At 31.0% G+C, this 15,108-nt stretch carries 19 protein-coding genes; all 19 read left to right on the forward strand.

Annotation, left to right across the window (positions count from 1 at the left end; genetic code table 11):
* The first annotated feature begins 2 nt into the window (after window positions 1-2).
* The 19 genes from HMPREF2930_RS02995 to HMPREF2930_RS03085 all read left to right on the forward strand — a co-directional run bounded on the left by HMPREF2930_RS02995 (window position 3) and on the right by HMPREF2930_RS03085 (window position 15,107).
* Window positions 3-926 (forward strand): peptidase U32 family protein, encoded by a 924-nt coding sequence (locus tag HMPREF2930_RS02995; protein WP_017176182.1) that lies wholly within the window; start codon window positions 3-5, stop codon window positions 924-926.
* A gap of 13 nt (window positions 927-939) precedes the next feature.
* A complete protein-coding gene (locus tag HMPREF2930_RS03000) occupies window positions 940-2,208 on the forward strand; it encodes a peptidase U32 family protein (protein ID WP_017176183.1) in 1,269 nt (422 codons plus the stop codon).
* The gene (gene udk, locus HMPREF2930_RS03005) at window positions 2,208-2,831 is read left to right on the forward strand and encodes a uridine kinase (protein ID WP_017176184.1); all 624 of its coding nucleotides are present in this window, start codon (window positions 2,208-2,210) and stop codon (window positions 2,829-2,831) included. Before HMPREF2930_RS03000 ends, udk begins: the two co-directional genes overlap by 1 nt.
* Before the next feature lie 57 nt (window positions 2,832-2,888).
* Window positions 2,889-3,365 carry a transcription elongation factor GreA gene (greA, locus tag HMPREF2930_RS03010; protein ID WP_017176185.1) on the forward strand — a complete coding sequence of 159 codons (477 nt, stop codon included), beginning with the start codon at window positions 2,889-2,891 and terminating at the stop codon, window positions 3,363-3,365.
* Between the two features lie 336 nt (window positions 3,366-3,701).
* On the forward strand, window positions 3,702-4,430 hold the full coding sequence (gene pxpB / locus HMPREF2930_RS03015) for a 5-oxoprolinase subunit PxpB (RefSeq protein ID WP_017176186.1): 729 nt from the start codon (window positions 3,702-3,704) through the stop codon (window positions 4,428-4,430).
* Window positions 4,420-5,424: a 5-oxoprolinase subunit C family protein gene (locus HMPREF2930_RS03020; RefSeq protein ID WP_017176187.1), complete on the forward strand. Its 1,005-nt coding sequence runs from the start codon at window positions 4,420-4,422 to the stop codon at window positions 5,422-5,424. Before pxpB ends, HMPREF2930_RS03020 begins: the two co-directional genes overlap by 11 nt.
* Before the next feature lie 2 nt (window positions 5,425-5,426).
* Window positions 5,427-5,867 carry an acetyl-CoA carboxylase biotin carboxyl carrier protein gene (locus HMPREF2930_RS03025; RefSeq protein WP_017176188.1) on the forward strand — a complete coding sequence of 147 codons (441 nt, stop codon included), beginning with the start codon at window positions 5,427-5,429 and terminating at the stop codon, window positions 5,865-5,867.
* 14 nt (window positions 5,868-5,881) lie between these two features.
* Entirely contained in the window at window positions 5,882-7,243 is a 1,362-nt protein-coding gene (locus tag HMPREF2930_RS03030; protein WP_017176189.1) for an acetyl-CoA carboxylase biotin carboxylase subunit, read from the forward strand.
* On the forward strand, window positions 7,243-7,995 hold the full coding sequence (gene pxpA / locus HMPREF2930_RS03035; RefSeq protein WP_029376819.1) for a 5-oxoprolinase subunit PxpA: 753 nt from the start codon (window positions 7,243-7,245) through the stop codon (window positions 7,993-7,995). Before HMPREF2930_RS03030 ends, pxpA begins: the two co-directional genes overlap by 1 nt.
* A 12-nt stretch (window positions 7,996-8,007) precedes the next feature.
* Complete coding sequence (locus tag HMPREF2930_RS03040; protein WP_017176191.1) at window positions 8,008-9,246, forward strand: NRAMP family divalent metal transporter; 1,239 nt, start codon at window positions 8,008-8,010, stop codon at window positions 9,244-9,246.
* 167 nt (window positions 9,247-9,413) lie between these two features.
* Window positions 9,414-10,100, forward strand: coding sequence for a 5'-methylthioadenosine/adenosylhomocysteine nucleosidase (locus HMPREF2930_RS03045; protein WP_017176192.1), 687 nt, complete (start codon window positions 9,414-9,416; stop codon window positions 10,098-10,100).
* 27 nt (window positions 10,101-10,127) lie between these two features.
* Window positions 10,128-10,655, forward strand: a complete 528-nt coding sequence (locus HMPREF2930_RS03050; protein ID WP_017176193.1) for a YqeG family HAD IIIA-type phosphatase — start codon at window positions 10,128-10,130, stop codon at window positions 10,653-10,655.
* Window positions 10,656-11,756 (forward strand): ribosome biogenesis GTPase YqeH, encoded by a 1,101-nt coding sequence (gene yqeH / locus HMPREF2930_RS03055; RefSeq protein WP_037541052.1) that lies wholly within the window; start codon window positions 10,656-10,658, stop codon window positions 11,754-11,756.
* Between the two features lie 12 nt (window positions 11,757-11,768).
* Window positions 11,769-12,575, forward strand: coding sequence for a shikimate dehydrogenase (gene aroE / locus HMPREF2930_RS03060; protein WP_017176195.1), 807 nt, complete (start codon window positions 11,769-11,771; stop codon window positions 12,573-12,575).
* 6 nt (window positions 12,576-12,581) lie between these two features.
* Entirely contained in the window at window positions 12,582-12,872 is a 291-nt protein-coding gene (yhbY, locus tag HMPREF2930_RS03065) for a ribosome assembly RNA-binding protein YhbY (RefSeq protein WP_017176196.1), read from the forward strand.
* A 4-nt stretch (window positions 12,873-12,876) separates the two neighbouring features.
* Window positions 12,877-13,446 carry a nicotinate-nucleotide adenylyltransferase gene (locus tag HMPREF2930_RS03070; protein WP_002449696.1) on the forward strand — a complete coding sequence of 190 codons (570 nt, stop codon included), beginning with the start codon at window positions 12,877-12,879 and terminating at the stop codon, window positions 13,444-13,446.
* Window positions 13,436-14,020 carry a bis(5'-nucleosyl)-tetraphosphatase (symmetrical) YqeK gene (yqeK, locus tag HMPREF2930_RS03075; RefSeq protein ID WP_017176197.1) on the forward strand — a complete coding sequence of 195 codons (585 nt, stop codon included), beginning with the start codon at window positions 13,436-13,438 and terminating at the stop codon, window positions 14,018-14,020. The genes HMPREF2930_RS03070 and yqeK overlap by 11 nt, the downstream gene beginning before the upstream one ends.
* Window positions 14,021-14,374: a ribosome silencing factor gene (gene rsfS / locus HMPREF2930_RS03080; protein WP_002449779.1), complete on the forward strand. Its 354-nt coding sequence runs from the start codon at window positions 14,021-14,023 to the stop codon at window positions 14,372-14,374.
* Between the two features lies 1 nt (window position 14,375).
* Window positions 14,376-15,107: a class I SAM-dependent DNA methyltransferase gene (locus HMPREF2930_RS03085; protein WP_017176198.1), complete on the forward strand. Its 732-nt coding sequence runs from the start codon at window positions 14,376-14,378 to the stop codon at window positions 15,105-15,107.
* Window position 15,108 lies beyond the last annotated feature (1 nt).

Consider the following 15,108-nt stretch of genomic DNA (forward strand, 5'->3'; position numbering starts at 1 on the left):
ATATGACTGAATTACTTGTCACTCCAAAATCTTTAAATCATATGAAAACATTGATAGAACTCGGTGCTGATGCATTTGTGATTGGAGAACAAAAATTTGGATTGCGATTACCTGGAGAATTTAATCGTGAAGATGTTAGAAAAGCAGTTAATTTAGCACACGAACATGATAAAAAAGTATATGTGGCAGTTAATGGTATTTTTCATAATTATCATTTAAATGCCTTAGAAAACTATATTGAATTTTTACATGAAATAAGAGTGGATAGAATAATTTTTGGTGATCCTGCTGTCGTGATGTATGTTAAAAAACAAGATAATCCGATACCATTAAATTGGGATGCAGAAACAATTGTTACGAATTATTTCCAATGTAATTATTGGGGTGGAAAAGGCGCTAAAAGAGCTGTATTAGCACGTGAATTAAATCTAGATGAAATTTTAAATATCAAAAAACATGCAAATGTTGAAATTGAAGTTCAGGTTCACGGTATGACTTGTATGTTCCAATCTAAACGTATGTTATTGGGTAATTATTACACTTTTCAAGATAGACAAATGAAAATCCAACGTAGTGAAAATGATCAAGATTTATTATTGTACGATGAAGAAAGAGAAAATAAATATCCTGTTTTTGAAGATTACAATGGTACTCATATTATGTCTCCTAATGATATCTGTTTAATTGAAGAATTAGAGCCATTCTTTGAAGCAAATATCGATTCATTTAAAATTGATGGTATCTTACAAAGTGAAGCATACATTAATACTGTTACAGCACAATATAGAGAAGCCATTGACTTATATCATGAAGATCCAGAAGCTTATGAAGATGAAAAATTTATGTTAATTGATCCAATAGAAGAAATTCAACCTGAACATCGTCCGTTTGATGAAGGGTTCTTATATAAACAAACAGTATATTAAGGGAGGCGCCAGTATGAAGACGTTAAATGAAATTGAAGTAAATGCTAAAAGAAAAATAAAAAAACCTGAATTATTAGCGCCTGCTGGAAACTTAGAGAAGTTAAAGATTGCGGTTCACTATGGTGCTGATGCAGTATTTTTAGGTGGACAAGAATACGGGTTACGTTCTAACGCTGATAACTTTACAATGGAAGAAATTAAAGAAGGCGTTGAATTTGCAAACCGTTATGGTGCAAAAATTTATGTTACGACTAATATTATCGCTCATGATGAAAATATAGACGGTTTAGAAGATTATTTACGTCAATTAGAAGCTACAGGTGCAACAGGAATTATTGTAGCTGATCCACTTATTATTGAAACATGTAAGAAAGTAGCTCCTAAATTAGAAATTCATCTTTCAACACAACAATCTCTTTCTAATTACAAAGCTGTGGAATACTGGAAAGAAGAAGGACTTGATCGAGTAGTATTAGCTCGTGAAACAGGCGCTATGGAAATGAAAGAGATGAAAGACAATGTTGATATCGAAATAGAAGCCTTTATTCACGGTGCAATGTGCATTGCTTATTCAGGTAGATGTACTTTAAGTAATCACATGACAGCACGAGACTCTAACAGAGGTGGTTGTTGCCAAAGTTGTCGTTGGGATTATGATTTACTAGCTGTTGATGAAGAGGGAGAATTAGATTTATTTTATCAAGATGGCGACGTTGTGCCTTTTGCTATGAGTCCAAAAGATTTAAAATTAATTGAGTCTATTCCTCAAATGATGGATATTGGTATAGATTCTTTAAAAATTGAAGGACGAATGAAATCTATTCATTATATTGCTACGGTAGTATCAGTTTATCGTAAGGTTATTGATGCATATGCGGAAGATCCAGATAATTTTAAAATTAAACCAGAGTGGTTAATTGAATTAGACAAATGTGCTAATCGAGATACAGCACCTGCTTTCTTTGAAGGAACGCCTGGGTATGAAGAGCAAATGTTTGGTGTTCAACAAAATAAAAAGTCACCATATGATTTTTGTGGATTAGTTTTAGATTATGACGAAGCAACTCATATTGCTACAATACAACAAAGAAATCACTTTAAACCAGGCCAAGAAATTGAATTTTTTGGACCTGAAATTGAATCATTTAAACAGGTTATTGATGTCATTTATGATGAAGAAGGAAACCACCTTGATGCAGCACGTCATCCTCTTCAAATTGTTCAAATTAAAGTGGATCATCCTATTTATCCTAATAATATGATGAGAAAGGAAATTGGCTAATGACACAGACAACAATCATCGGAATCGCTGGCGGTTCAGGATCAGGAAAGACAACTGTTACAAATGAAATAATGAAAAATTTAGAAGGCCATAGTGTTGCTTTACTTGCTCAAGATTATTATTATAAAGATCAATCGCACTTAACATTTGAAGAACGTCTTGAAACTAACTATGATCATCCTTTTGCATTTGATAATGATTTACTGATTAGTAATTTAAAGGATTTACGTAACGGTCAAGCGGTGGAAGTTCCAACATATGATTATAAAAATCATACTAGAAGTGATGAAACAATTGCATTTGAACCTAAAGATGTTATTATCGTAGAGGGTATATTTGCTTTGGAAAATAAAACATTACGTGATATGATGGATGTTAAAATATACGTTGATACTGATGCTGATTTACGTATTTTAAGAAGACTTGTACGTGATACAAAAGAGCGAGGGCGCTCAATGGAATCAGTTATTAACCAATATTTAAATGTTGTCAGACCTATGCATAATCAATTTATAGAACCAACAAAAAAATATGCTGATATTATTATTCCAGAAGGTGGAAGTAATAAGGTAGCAATTGATATAATGACAACAAAAATACAAACGCTTGTTGGTAAGCATTAACGAATAGTATGTATTTTTTCAGAATTAAATTAACTTGTTGAAAAGGAAGATGAACTTATGGAAAATCAAAAACAATATCCAATGACACAGGAAGGTTATGAAAAATTAGAACAAGAATTAGAAGAACTTAAAACAGTTAAACGTCCTGAAGTAGTAGAAAAAATCAAAGTTGCTAGATCTTTTGGTGACTTATCTGAGAACTCAGAATACGATGCTGCTAAAGATGAACAAGGTTTTATTGAGCAAGATATTCAACGTATTGAACACATGCTTAGATATGCTTTGATTATTGAAGACAACGGTGATAACAATGTTATTCAAATTGGTAAAACTGTTACGTTTGTCGAATTACCTGGCGATGAAGAAGAAAGCTATCAAATTGTTGGATCTGCAGAAGCAGATGCGTTTAAAGGAAAAATTTCGAATGAATCTCCAATGGCGAAAGCACTTATTGGTAAAAGTTTAAATGATGAAGTTCGTGTTCCACTTCCAAATGGTGGAGAAATGAAAGTTAAAATCGTTGATATTAAGTAACAAAAAATCCAAAAATCATTTTGATTTTTGGATTTTTTTATAGTTAAATATTTATAATTATTTAACTAGTAATTAGATATAAGCAAGTACATTCATTTAATTTTTAGAACTTTTACATGACAAAAATATAAATATATGCTTAAATAACAATGTAGATAAATTATATAGTTATCTTGTACTGAAAGGGAGTAAGCGATTACATTAATGCATTACTTACCTTCTTTTATTATTGTCTATTTGAAAGACATATTAAACTACTATGAATACGTGGATATTTTATATTACTAATATATAAAATGAAATACGTTATTTATAATCGAAGGAGGACCATCATCTTTGGAAATAAAGATTATTAATGAACAATCAATTGCGCTTTATTTTAAAGAAGAAATATCTGAAAGTAATTACAGAGATGTTGAATCCGTTACTAAACATATACACGCTAAAAGAATAGATGGTATCAAAGATGTGATACCGTCATATAGAGCAATTATGATAAATTTTGATAATATAAAGCTTAATTTTAAGCAATTAATAGATATATTAGATTTAAAACAGTTAAATGGTGAACATGCTAAAGATATTTCAGATAAAACGATCATACATATTCCAGTATTATATAATTCAGAAGTCGGACCTGATTTACCATATGTAGCTAAACATAACAAACTAACTACTGATGAAGTCATTCAAATCCATACTCAAAATGAATATCTCGTTTACATGTTAGGTTTTATGCCTGGTTTTCCATTTTTAGGTGGATTGGATTCTCGTTTACATACTCCACGTCGAGATGAACCTAGAGTCAAAATTGACGCAGGTTCAGTAGGAATAGCAAATAATCAAACGGGTTTATATCCTTCTGATTCACCAGGTGGTTGGCAAATTATTGGAAGAACACCATTAAAAGTATTTGATATCAACGACGATGAAATGTCTTTATATCAAGCGGGGGATTATATTAAGTTTTATTCTATTGATGAAAATACATTTAACGACATCCAAAGTGAAATAGCAGAAAATCGATTTAATAAAGAAAAGTGGGTGTTAAATCATGTCGATTAGTATTATTCAACCTGGTATGTTTACAACTGTTCAAGATGAAGGAAGATTTGGTTTTCAACACCTAGGTTTTTCAAGTGCTGGTGCTATGGATTTATATAGTTATTTAATTGGTAAGACTTTAATTGGTAATAATGGACCGAGCCTTGAATATACTATTATCGGTCCAACACTTCAATTTAATAAAGATAATACATTTATTTTGACAGGAGCACATGTAAACGCAAAATTAAATGAAGAGACAGTTGATATTAATACTGTAATTTATGCATGCAAAGGCGATATTTTGAAAGTTGGAGCAGTGACTGCAGGCGCTCGTGGTTATATTTTCTTTGGACATCCTTTAGATATTCAACCAATAGCAGAAAGTTATTCGACACATACTAGAAGTAAAATTGGTGGTTACAAAGGGAGACCATTATCAAAAGGAGATTTGATATACTTAAAAGAAAATCCATCTTTCAAACAAAATTTGGGTAAAACAACAGTTTATAATGCTATTCCCGAAGATAATATAATACATATTATTACCGGTCCACAAATTGAAGCATTTTCAAAGGAAAGTATAAATAAGCTCGTTAATATGGAATATAAAGTTTCTGAAAAATCTGATAGAATGGGGTATCGTCTTAATGGTGAGCATATCCCTCCTAAAACTGGGGCAGATATTATTTCAGAACCTGTTGCTTTAGGAAGTATTCAAGTCCCAAATGATGGTAATCCTATTATCTTATTAAATGATAAACAAACTATAGGTGGCTATACGAAAATCGCTACAGTCACTCAACTGGATTTAAATAAAATTGCTCAATTTAAGCCAGGGGATTTAATTCGATTTAAGTGGTCAACGATTGAAGAAGCTACAAAGGTTCAGGAACAATATCTAAATCACTTTAATCATTTAAATGCTGAAATTAACACGTCACCAACCTTTAATATGGGTGAAATGAGACCGACAGCAAAGAAATTGACTAAAATCATTACAGAGGAGAGATAGTTATGGATATAAAAAAAATAGAAGAAGTCATTAAACTTGTAAAATCAAATGATGTAAAAAAATTTAAATATAAAGATAATAAAAACGAAATCGAATTAGATTTTACTGAACAAAGTAACAATCAAAATAATAGTACTCCAGTAATACAATCTGAAGGGAATTCTCAAGACAAAAGTATTTCAGAAAATAACCCTTTAAATGATTCAGCAAAAACAATTACTTCTCCTATGGTAGGAACATTCTTCTTACAAGATAGTAAGGAATTAACGGATCCTATAATTCAAGTAGGTGACAACATTAAATCTGGTGATGTTATCGGATATGTTGAAGCAATGAAAGTAATGAATGAAGTGACTAGTGATATAGATGGTGAGATTACCGACATTGTGGTTGAACATGGTACAAACGTTGAATACGATCAAGTTCTAGTTAAAGTAAAATAAAGGGGGGCAGAAATATGTATCGTTGTTTAGTAGCAAATAGAGGAGAAATTGCGGTACGTATCATTCGAGCGTGTCGAGAAATGGGAATAGAAACTGTCGCAGTATACGCTAAAGGTGATGAAAAAAGTCTTCATGTAAGTTTAGCTGATCAAGCAGTTTGCATTGGAGAAGCAAATCCTTTAGATAGTTATTTAAATATAGAGCGTATTATTGGTGCAGCTGAAATCACAGGTTCTAATGCTATTCATCCTGGATACGGCTTTCTATCGGAGAGTACAACATTTGCCCAAAAAGTTGAAGAAAATGATATTCATTTTATTGGCCCTAACAAAAAAACAATGGAAATGATGGGTGATAAAATAACTGCTCGTCAAACTGTTCATTCAGCAGGAGTGCCAGTTATTCCTGGCTCAACAGATGCAGTAAATTCTGTAGAAGAAATTAAAGAATTAGCAAAAGACATAGGATATCCTTTAGTATTAAAAGCCGCAAGCGGTGGTGGCGGTAAAGGTATTCGAATTGTTAAAGAAGAAAATCAACTTGAAAAATCATTAAAAGAAGCTAAAAGTGAAGGTCAAAAATATTTTAATGATGATCGTGTGTATGTGGAAGCATTTATTCCTGTTGCAAAACACGTAGAGGTTCAAGTGATTGGTGACGGAAAAGAAAATTATGTTCATTTAGGTGAACGAGATTGTTCAGTCCAAAGAAAAAATCAAAAATTAATAGAAGAAGCACCATGTGCAGCATTATCTGAAGAACGACGTGAAAAAATATGTAATGATGCTGTCAAAGTTGCAAAAGCCTCTAATTATCGTAGTGCTGGTACTATTGAATTTTTAGTTACTGAAGATGCACATTACTTTATTGAAATGAACGCAAGAATACAAGTAGAACATACTGTTACTGAAATGCGTGCAGATAGAGATTTATTACAAGCACAATTATATTTGTTATTACATAATAAATTACCGTTTAGTCAAGAAGATATTGTATTCAATGGTCATGTAATAGAGGCACGTATCAACGCTGAAAATCCAGAAAAGAAATTCCAACCTACTCCAGGTAAAGTTAAACGTCTACACTTACCTCAAGGTTTTAATATTAGAGTAGATTCGTTATTATATGCTGGTTATCAAGTATCTCCTTACTATGATTCACTAGTTGCAAAAGTTATCGTAAAAGACTCTAATAGAACTTCTGCGATTAACAAATTAAAAGTGGCACTTGATGAAATGGTAATTGATGGTTTCACTACTACGGCTGATTTTCTATATGCAGTATTAAGTTACCCACCATATGCAAAAGGAAATGCAGAAGAAGTTGATATTAAATTCCTTGAAAAACATCAAATAGTTAAAGGAGTGAAATTATGATGAAAGTTGATTTAAACTGTGATCTAGGTGAAGCATTTGGTAACTATTCATTTGGAGGTGATAAAGATATCATTCCTTTAATTACATCTGCTAATATAGCCTGTGGTTTTCATGCGGGTGATGAAAATGTAATGAATCAAACAGTAAACTTAGCTAAAGAAAATCATGTGAGTATTGGCGCTCATCCCGGATTTCCAGATTTAAAAGGGTTTGGTCGTCGAAAGATGGATATTAGTCCTACCGAAGTATATAACCTAATAGTTTATCAGTTAGGTGCTTTAGAAGGATTTTGTAAAGTACACCAAACACGAATAAATCATGTTAAACCACACGGTGCACTGTATAATATGGGTGCTAAAAATAAAGCAATTGCAAAAGCAATTGCAAAAGCAGTATACGATTTTGATTCTACTATAGTGCTTGTAGGTTTATCTAATTCATTATTAATATCTGAAGCTCAAGCAATCGGATTGAAAACAGCTTCTGAAGTATTTGCTGATAGACGTTACGAAGATAATGGTCAATTAGTTAGTCGTAAAGAACCAGACGCAGTCATTACTGATTCTGACGAAGCATTAAAACAAGTTTTGAAAATGGTAACTGAAAACAAAGTGATAAGTCGCAATGGAAAAGAAATTGATTTGGAAACAGATACAATATGTGTTCACGGTGATGGTAAACATGCACTAGAATTTGTTGAACAAATAAGAAAAAAATTAACGAAAGAAGGCATTGATATTCAATCCTTATAAGGGGGTTTTCTAATGAAAGAAAATTTAAATCAAAAACAAGATAAAGACAATTTTAAATTTACAAAAAGTCATAGACGCTTACTTTATGGATCTGTATTTTTAATGGCTACATCAGCGATCGGTCCTGCATTTCTAACTCAAACTGCTGTGTTTACGGCAGAATTTTATGCAAGTTTCGCTTTTGCAATCTTAATATCTATATTAATTGATATTGGAGCTCAAATTAATATTTGGCGCGTATTAGTTGTAACAGGTTTACGTGGTCAAGAAGTATCAAATAAAGTGTTACCTGGATTAGGAACTTTAATTTCAATATTGATTGCTTTTGGAGGACTTGCTTTTAATATCGGGAACATAGCTGGTGCAGGTTTAGGATTGAATGCAATGTTTGGACTTGATGTTAAATGGGGAGCAGCTATTACAGCCATTTTTGCAATTTTAATATTTGTAAGTAAAAGTGGTCAAAAAATTATGGATATTGTTTCAATGATTTTAGGAGTAATAATGATATTAGTAGTAGCTTATGTCATGGTTGTATCTAACCCACCCTATGGTGATGCACTTGTTCATACAGTTGCACCAGAACATCCTATTAAATTAATTTTACCAATCATTACTTTAGTTGGAGGAACAGTAGGTGGATACATCACATTTGCTGGTGCACATAGAATACTTGATTCTGGAATGAAAGGTAAAGAGTTTTTACCATTTGTGAATCGTTCAGCTATTGCAGGTATCTTAACTACAGGTATTATGAGAACATTATTATTCTTAGCAGTACTTGGAGTTGTAGTGACAGGTGTCACTTTAAATGCAGATAATCCGCCAGCATCAGTATTTGAACATGCTATTGGACCAATAGGAAAAAATATTTTTGGAGTTGTTATTTTCGCAGCCGCAATGTCATCAGTGATTGGTTCAGCATATACAAGTGCAACTTTCTTAAAAACATTACACAAATCATTATTTAATAAAAATAATTTGATTGTCATTGTCTTCATCGTGATTTCAACAATAATTTTCTTATTAATTGGAAAACCAATTAGTTTATTGATTATTGCAGGAGCAATAAATGGATGGATTTTACCGATTACTTTGGGTGCAATATTGATAGCGAGTAGAAAAAAATCAATTGTTGGAGATTATAAACATCCAATATGGATGTTAGTATTTGGCATTGTAGCAGTTATTGTTACAATTATAACAGGTGTATTGTCTCTACAAGATTTAGCTACTTTATGGAAAGGTTAACCATAAATAAATATGTAATTTAAAATTTAACTGTCGACAGTGTTTAACTGTATCGACAGTTTTTTTATTAAATATTTTTCAAGATGATTTAATAAAAAAAGTTAGTCGTGATGAACTAGAAATTATGTTAGAATAACATGTGCTAAGATTAAAGTTGAGGTGTAAATATGATTGGAATTATTGGAGCTATGGAAGAAGAAGTAGCGATTTTAAAACATAAATTAGTGAATTTAAATGAGATTGAAGTAGCACATGTAAAATTTTATCGTGGGCAACTAAATAATAAAGATGTTGTCTTAACACAAAGTGGAATTGGAAAAGTAAATGCTGCAATTTCGACAACACTATTAATTGAAAAATTTAAACCTACATTGATTATAAATACAGGTTCTGCTGGTGCTTTAGATGATAGTTTATCAGTTGGAGATATTTTAATTAGTAATAATGTGATGTACCATGATGCAGATGCAACTGCCTTTGGATACGACATCGGTCAAATACCTCAAATGCCAGCTCAATTTGAAGCTAACCAACAATTACTCCAATTAACTGAAAAAGTTGTAAAACAACAAAATTTAACCGCTAAAATTGGTCAAATTGTAAGTGGCGATAGTTTTATTGGTAGTAGTGAACAGCGATTAAAAATTAAACGTCAGTTTTCAAAAGCTATGGCAGTTGAAATGGAAGCAACGGCTATTGCTCAAACTTGTTATCAATTTAATTTACCTTTTATCGTTACTCGTGCTGTTTCTGATTTAGCAAATGGGGAAGCAGAGATGTCGTTTGAAGAGTTTCTTGGTAAAGCAGCTCAATCATCAAGTAAAATTGTTGAACAGTTGGTTAATGAAATATAAAAAATAAATAACTTAAAGGTGAAATGAATGGGATTAATTAAAACATATTTTATGCCTAATGATTATGTACAATCTGTATTTCAAATTGATATTGAAAAATTAGCAAATTCTGGTTTTAAAGGTATTATTACAGATTTAGATAATACATTAGTAGGTTGGGACGTTAAAACACCAACGAAAGAAATACAAGAATGGTTTAAAAAGGCAAATGATTTAGGTTTAACGATTACAATAGTATCAAATAATAATGAAAAACGTGTTTCCGGTTTTTCGAAAGACTTAGACGTTGATTTTATCTTTAAAGCTAGAAAACCTATGGGAAGAGCTTTTAAAAAAGCGATACAACACATGAATATTAAACCAGAAGAAACAATCGTTATAGGTGACCAAATGCTTACAGACGTACTTGGTGGCAATAATAACGGTCTATATACTATCATGGTAGTTCCTGTCAAAAAGACAGATGGATTTTTAACTAGACTAAATAGAATAATCGAACGTCGATTATTAAACTATTTTAAAAGAAAAGGTTATATTACATGGGAGGAAAATTGATTGGATGAAACTTTAAAATGTATCGGTTGTGGCGCTCCTTTACAATCTGAAGATAAAAACGCACCTGGGTATGTGCCAGAACATAATTTATTTAGAGATGATGTTATATGCCAACGTTGTTTTAGATTAAAAAATTATAATGAAATACAAGATGTAGGAATGGATAGTGAAGATTTTTTAAATTTATTAAATGGATTATCCGATAGACAAGGTATTATCGTTAACGTAGTTGATGTTTTTGACTTTGAAGGATCGTTTATTAATGCTTTAAAACGAATTGTAGGAAATAAGAAAATCATTTTGGCAGCGAATAAATTAGATCTTTTACCAAGACAAATTAACCAACGTCGTGTAAAAGAATGGTTAAAAAGAACAGCTAGAAAGTATGGATTAGAAGCTGAAGAGGTGGTATTAATATCAGCTCATAAAGGATGGGGTATTGATGCACTTTTAGAATCAATCAACCGTTTTAGAAATCATCAAGATGTTTATATCGTTGGTACTACAAATGTTGGTAAATCAACTTTAATCAATAAATTAATTGAGCAAAGTGTAGGTGAAAAAGATGTCGTTACAACATCAAGATTTCCAGGTACAACATTAGATATGATAGATATTCCTTTAGATGAGAAAACTTTTATGTATGACACACCTGGCATTATACAAGCGCATCAAATGACCCATTATGTTACTGAAAAAGAATTAAAAGTGATTATTCCTAAGAATGAAATTAAACAACGTGTATTTCAATTAAATGAGGGACAAACTTTATTCTTCGGTGGATTAGCTAGGATAGATTATGTTTCTGGTGGGAAACGACCACTTGTATGTTATTTTTCTAATGATTTAAATATTCATAGAACTAAAACTGAAAAGGCAAATGATTTATGGCGAAAGCAAATAGGACATTTATTAAGTCCACCTAGTAATCCAGAAAAATTTAATATAAGTGATATGAAAGCTGTACGTCTAGAAACAGGGAAAGAAAAACGTGACATTATGATTTCTGGATTGGGCTTTATTACAATCGAAGCAGGTGCAAAAGTGATTGTCCGAGTTCCTAAAAGTGTTGATGTTGTTTTAAGACAATCTATTATGTAGGGAGGATTCATAATGAAATTTGCAGTGATAGGAGATCCGATTTCACATTCATTATCACCAGTGATGCATAATACTAATTTTAAAGTTTTAGGTTTAAATGATACTTATGAAGCATTGCATATACCGGTTCAAGATTTCGATAATATTAAAGAAATAATAACTGAAAAAAATTTAAGTGGATTTAATGTTACTATTCCTCATAAAGAACGCATCATTCCATTCTTAGATGATATTGATGAACAAGCTAAAGCTGTAGGTGCAGTGAATACTGTGAAAATAGAAGGGAATAAATGGATTGGTTATAATACTGATGGTCTTGGATACGTAAAAGGATTAAAACAAGTATATCCTGACTTATCTAATGCATATATTTTAATTCTTGGAGCTGGGGGCGCAAGCAAAGGTATTGCAACTGCACTTTCACAATGTGTACAGCCTAAATTAACTATAGCGAATAGAACAATGAGTCGCTTTGATAATTGGAAATTAGATATTAATGCGATTACCCTACAACAAGCTGAACAATATCTTGATGAGTTTGATATTATTATTAATACAACATCAGCAGGATTAGATAATAATAAAGAGAGTGTAATTCGTCTCGATCAATTATCACCGAATACATTGGTAAGTGATATCATTTATATTCCCTATAAAACATCATTTTTACAACAAGCTGAAGAGAAGGGTAACCCTATTTATAATGGTCTAGATATGTTTGTATATCAAGGTGCTGAGAGCTTTAAAATATGGACTGGCAAAGATGCTGAAATTAAAGAAATGAAATTAGCAGTTTTAAATCAATTAAAAGGAGAATAATATGCTATGCTAACAGGTAAACAAAAAAGATATTTAAGAAGTTTGGCGCATAACATTGATCCAATTTTTCAAATAGGTAAAGCTGGAATTAATGATAATATGATTAGTCAAATAGATGAAACACTAGAAAATAGAGAATTAATTAAAATTCATATACTTCAAAATAATTTTGATGATAAAAACGATTTAGCCCAAACGCTAAGTCAAGCTACTAATAGTGAAGTGGTCCAAGTCATTGGATCAATGATAATCATTTATAGAGAATCTCAAGAAAATAAGGAAATTTCATTACCATAATTCTATGAAAAAAATTGTTTTATACGGCGGACAATTCAATCCTATTCATACTGCACATATGTTAGTAGCTAATGAAGTATTTCATAAAATTAAACCGGATGTTTTCTATTTTTTACCAAGTTATATGGCTCCACTTAAAGAACATAACGATTACTTAGATGCTCATTATCGCATCAAAATGATTAATATGGTAATCGAGCAGTTAGGTTTCGGAAATATTTGTTATGCAGAATTAGAAAGAAAAGGTCAAAGTTATACGTATGATACATTAAAAGCTTTAATTGACCAAAATCCTTACGATAAGTTTTATTTTGTAATAGGATCAGACCAATATGATCAACTTGATAAATGGTATAAAATAGATGAATTAAAGCAAATGATTATCTTTATAGTAGTAAATAGAGAAAAAAATATTCAAAAGGTTGATGAAAATATGATTTCCATATCTATTCCAAGAATGGATATTAGTTCATCAATGATTAGACAACGTGTAAAAGATAAAAAAACAATTGATATTTTAGTCCCTCGAAATGTTAGTAAATATATTAGAGAGGAAGGATTCTATGAACACTAAAGAAGCAAAAAAACTTATCGAAAATAAATTGCCCGAAAAGCGTTTTAAACATTCTCTTAGAGTAGCTGACACAGCAGTTAAGCTTGCTGAAATCTATGATGGAGATAAAAGTAAAGCAGAGTTAGCAGGCATTTTACATGATTATTGTAAATATGATGATTTAGGAAAAATGTATCAAGTCGTTCGCCAACATGATTTAGATAGCAATTTGTTAAGTTATGGAAGTGAAATTCTTCATGGACCTGTATGTGCAGCATTAATGAAGGCTGATTATGGCATCGAAGATGAAGAAACATTATTAGCCATTAAATATCACACTACTGGTCGTAAAGAAATGACAAAAACTGAAAAATTGGTATTTATTGCTGACTATATAGAACCTGGTAGAAAAACTCCAGGAGTTGAAGAAATTAGAGATATGGCATACAATCAAGGTAGCTTAGATAAAACAATTTATGAAATATCAAAGCGAACAGTGCTATTTTTAATTAGTAAAGATATTACTGTTTATGGTTCTACAATTGAATGTTTAAATTATTATAATTATAGTGATCAAAAGATAAAGGATGATTAAATGAATTCAGAAGAATTATTAAATATTGCTGTCACAGCGACAGAAGATAAAAAAGCAGAAGATATTGTTTCTCTTAATATGCAAGGTATTAGTGATATGACTGATTATTTTGTAGTGTGTCACGGTAACAATGAACGTCAAGTTCAATCAATTGCTAGAGCAGTAAAAGAAAAAGTACATGAAAATAATATTGAAGTAAAGCGTATGGAAGGTTATCAAAGTGCAAGATGGGTCTTAATTGATTTAGCAGACGTAGTAGTTCATATTTTCCATAAAGATGAACGCAATTACTATAATATAGAGAAACTTTATCAAGATGCTCCAATAGAATCATATAATCAGGTAGCATATTAAAATGATGCAATACACCGAAATGAGTAAAGTTTATGATCAGCTTACTCAAGATCAACCTTATGAAGAATGGTTTAATATTGTAAAATATTATACAAGAACAATGTCTTCTAATGATTCAATAAATATTCTTGATATTGGTTGTGGCACTGGAAGTTTAACGCAATTACTTCCTTCTATTGGCACGGTTACGGGCATGGATTTAAGTACAGACATGTTATCTATTGCTGCAAATAAATCTAATCAAGTTACTTGGTTAGAAGGTGACATGACCGATTTTTCATTAAATACAACATATGATGTTGTAACAATATTTTGTGATTCCCTGAATTATTTACCTGATATTGATGATATCGTAAATACGTTTAATTGTGTATTTAATCATTTATCTGATTTAGGAATGTTTATATTCGATATTCATACGATATATAAAATGAACACAGCATTTAATAATCAATGTTATATTGATGATAATGATGACATATTTTTAGCGTGGGAAGCTATAAAAGGTGAAGAACCTTATAGTGTTTATCATGATATGAGCTTCTTTTTAAAACAGCATAATGGTAATTATCACCGTTTTAATGAATCACACTATCAAAGAACATTTGAAAAGGATTTCTATATTCGATTGTTAAAACAAACTGGATTTAATCGTATTGAAACTTTTGTAGACTTTGACATCAATAATCATAATGAAAAAGGTGACAGATTGTTTTTTGTTGCTTATAAATAAA

Origin of the sequence: Staphylococcus sp. HMSC068C09 (genome assembly GCF_001813735.1) — a bacterium.
In the GTDB taxonomy this organism is placed as follows: Bacteria; Bacillota; Bacilli; order Staphylococcales; family Staphylococcaceae; genus Staphylococcus; species Staphylococcus hominis.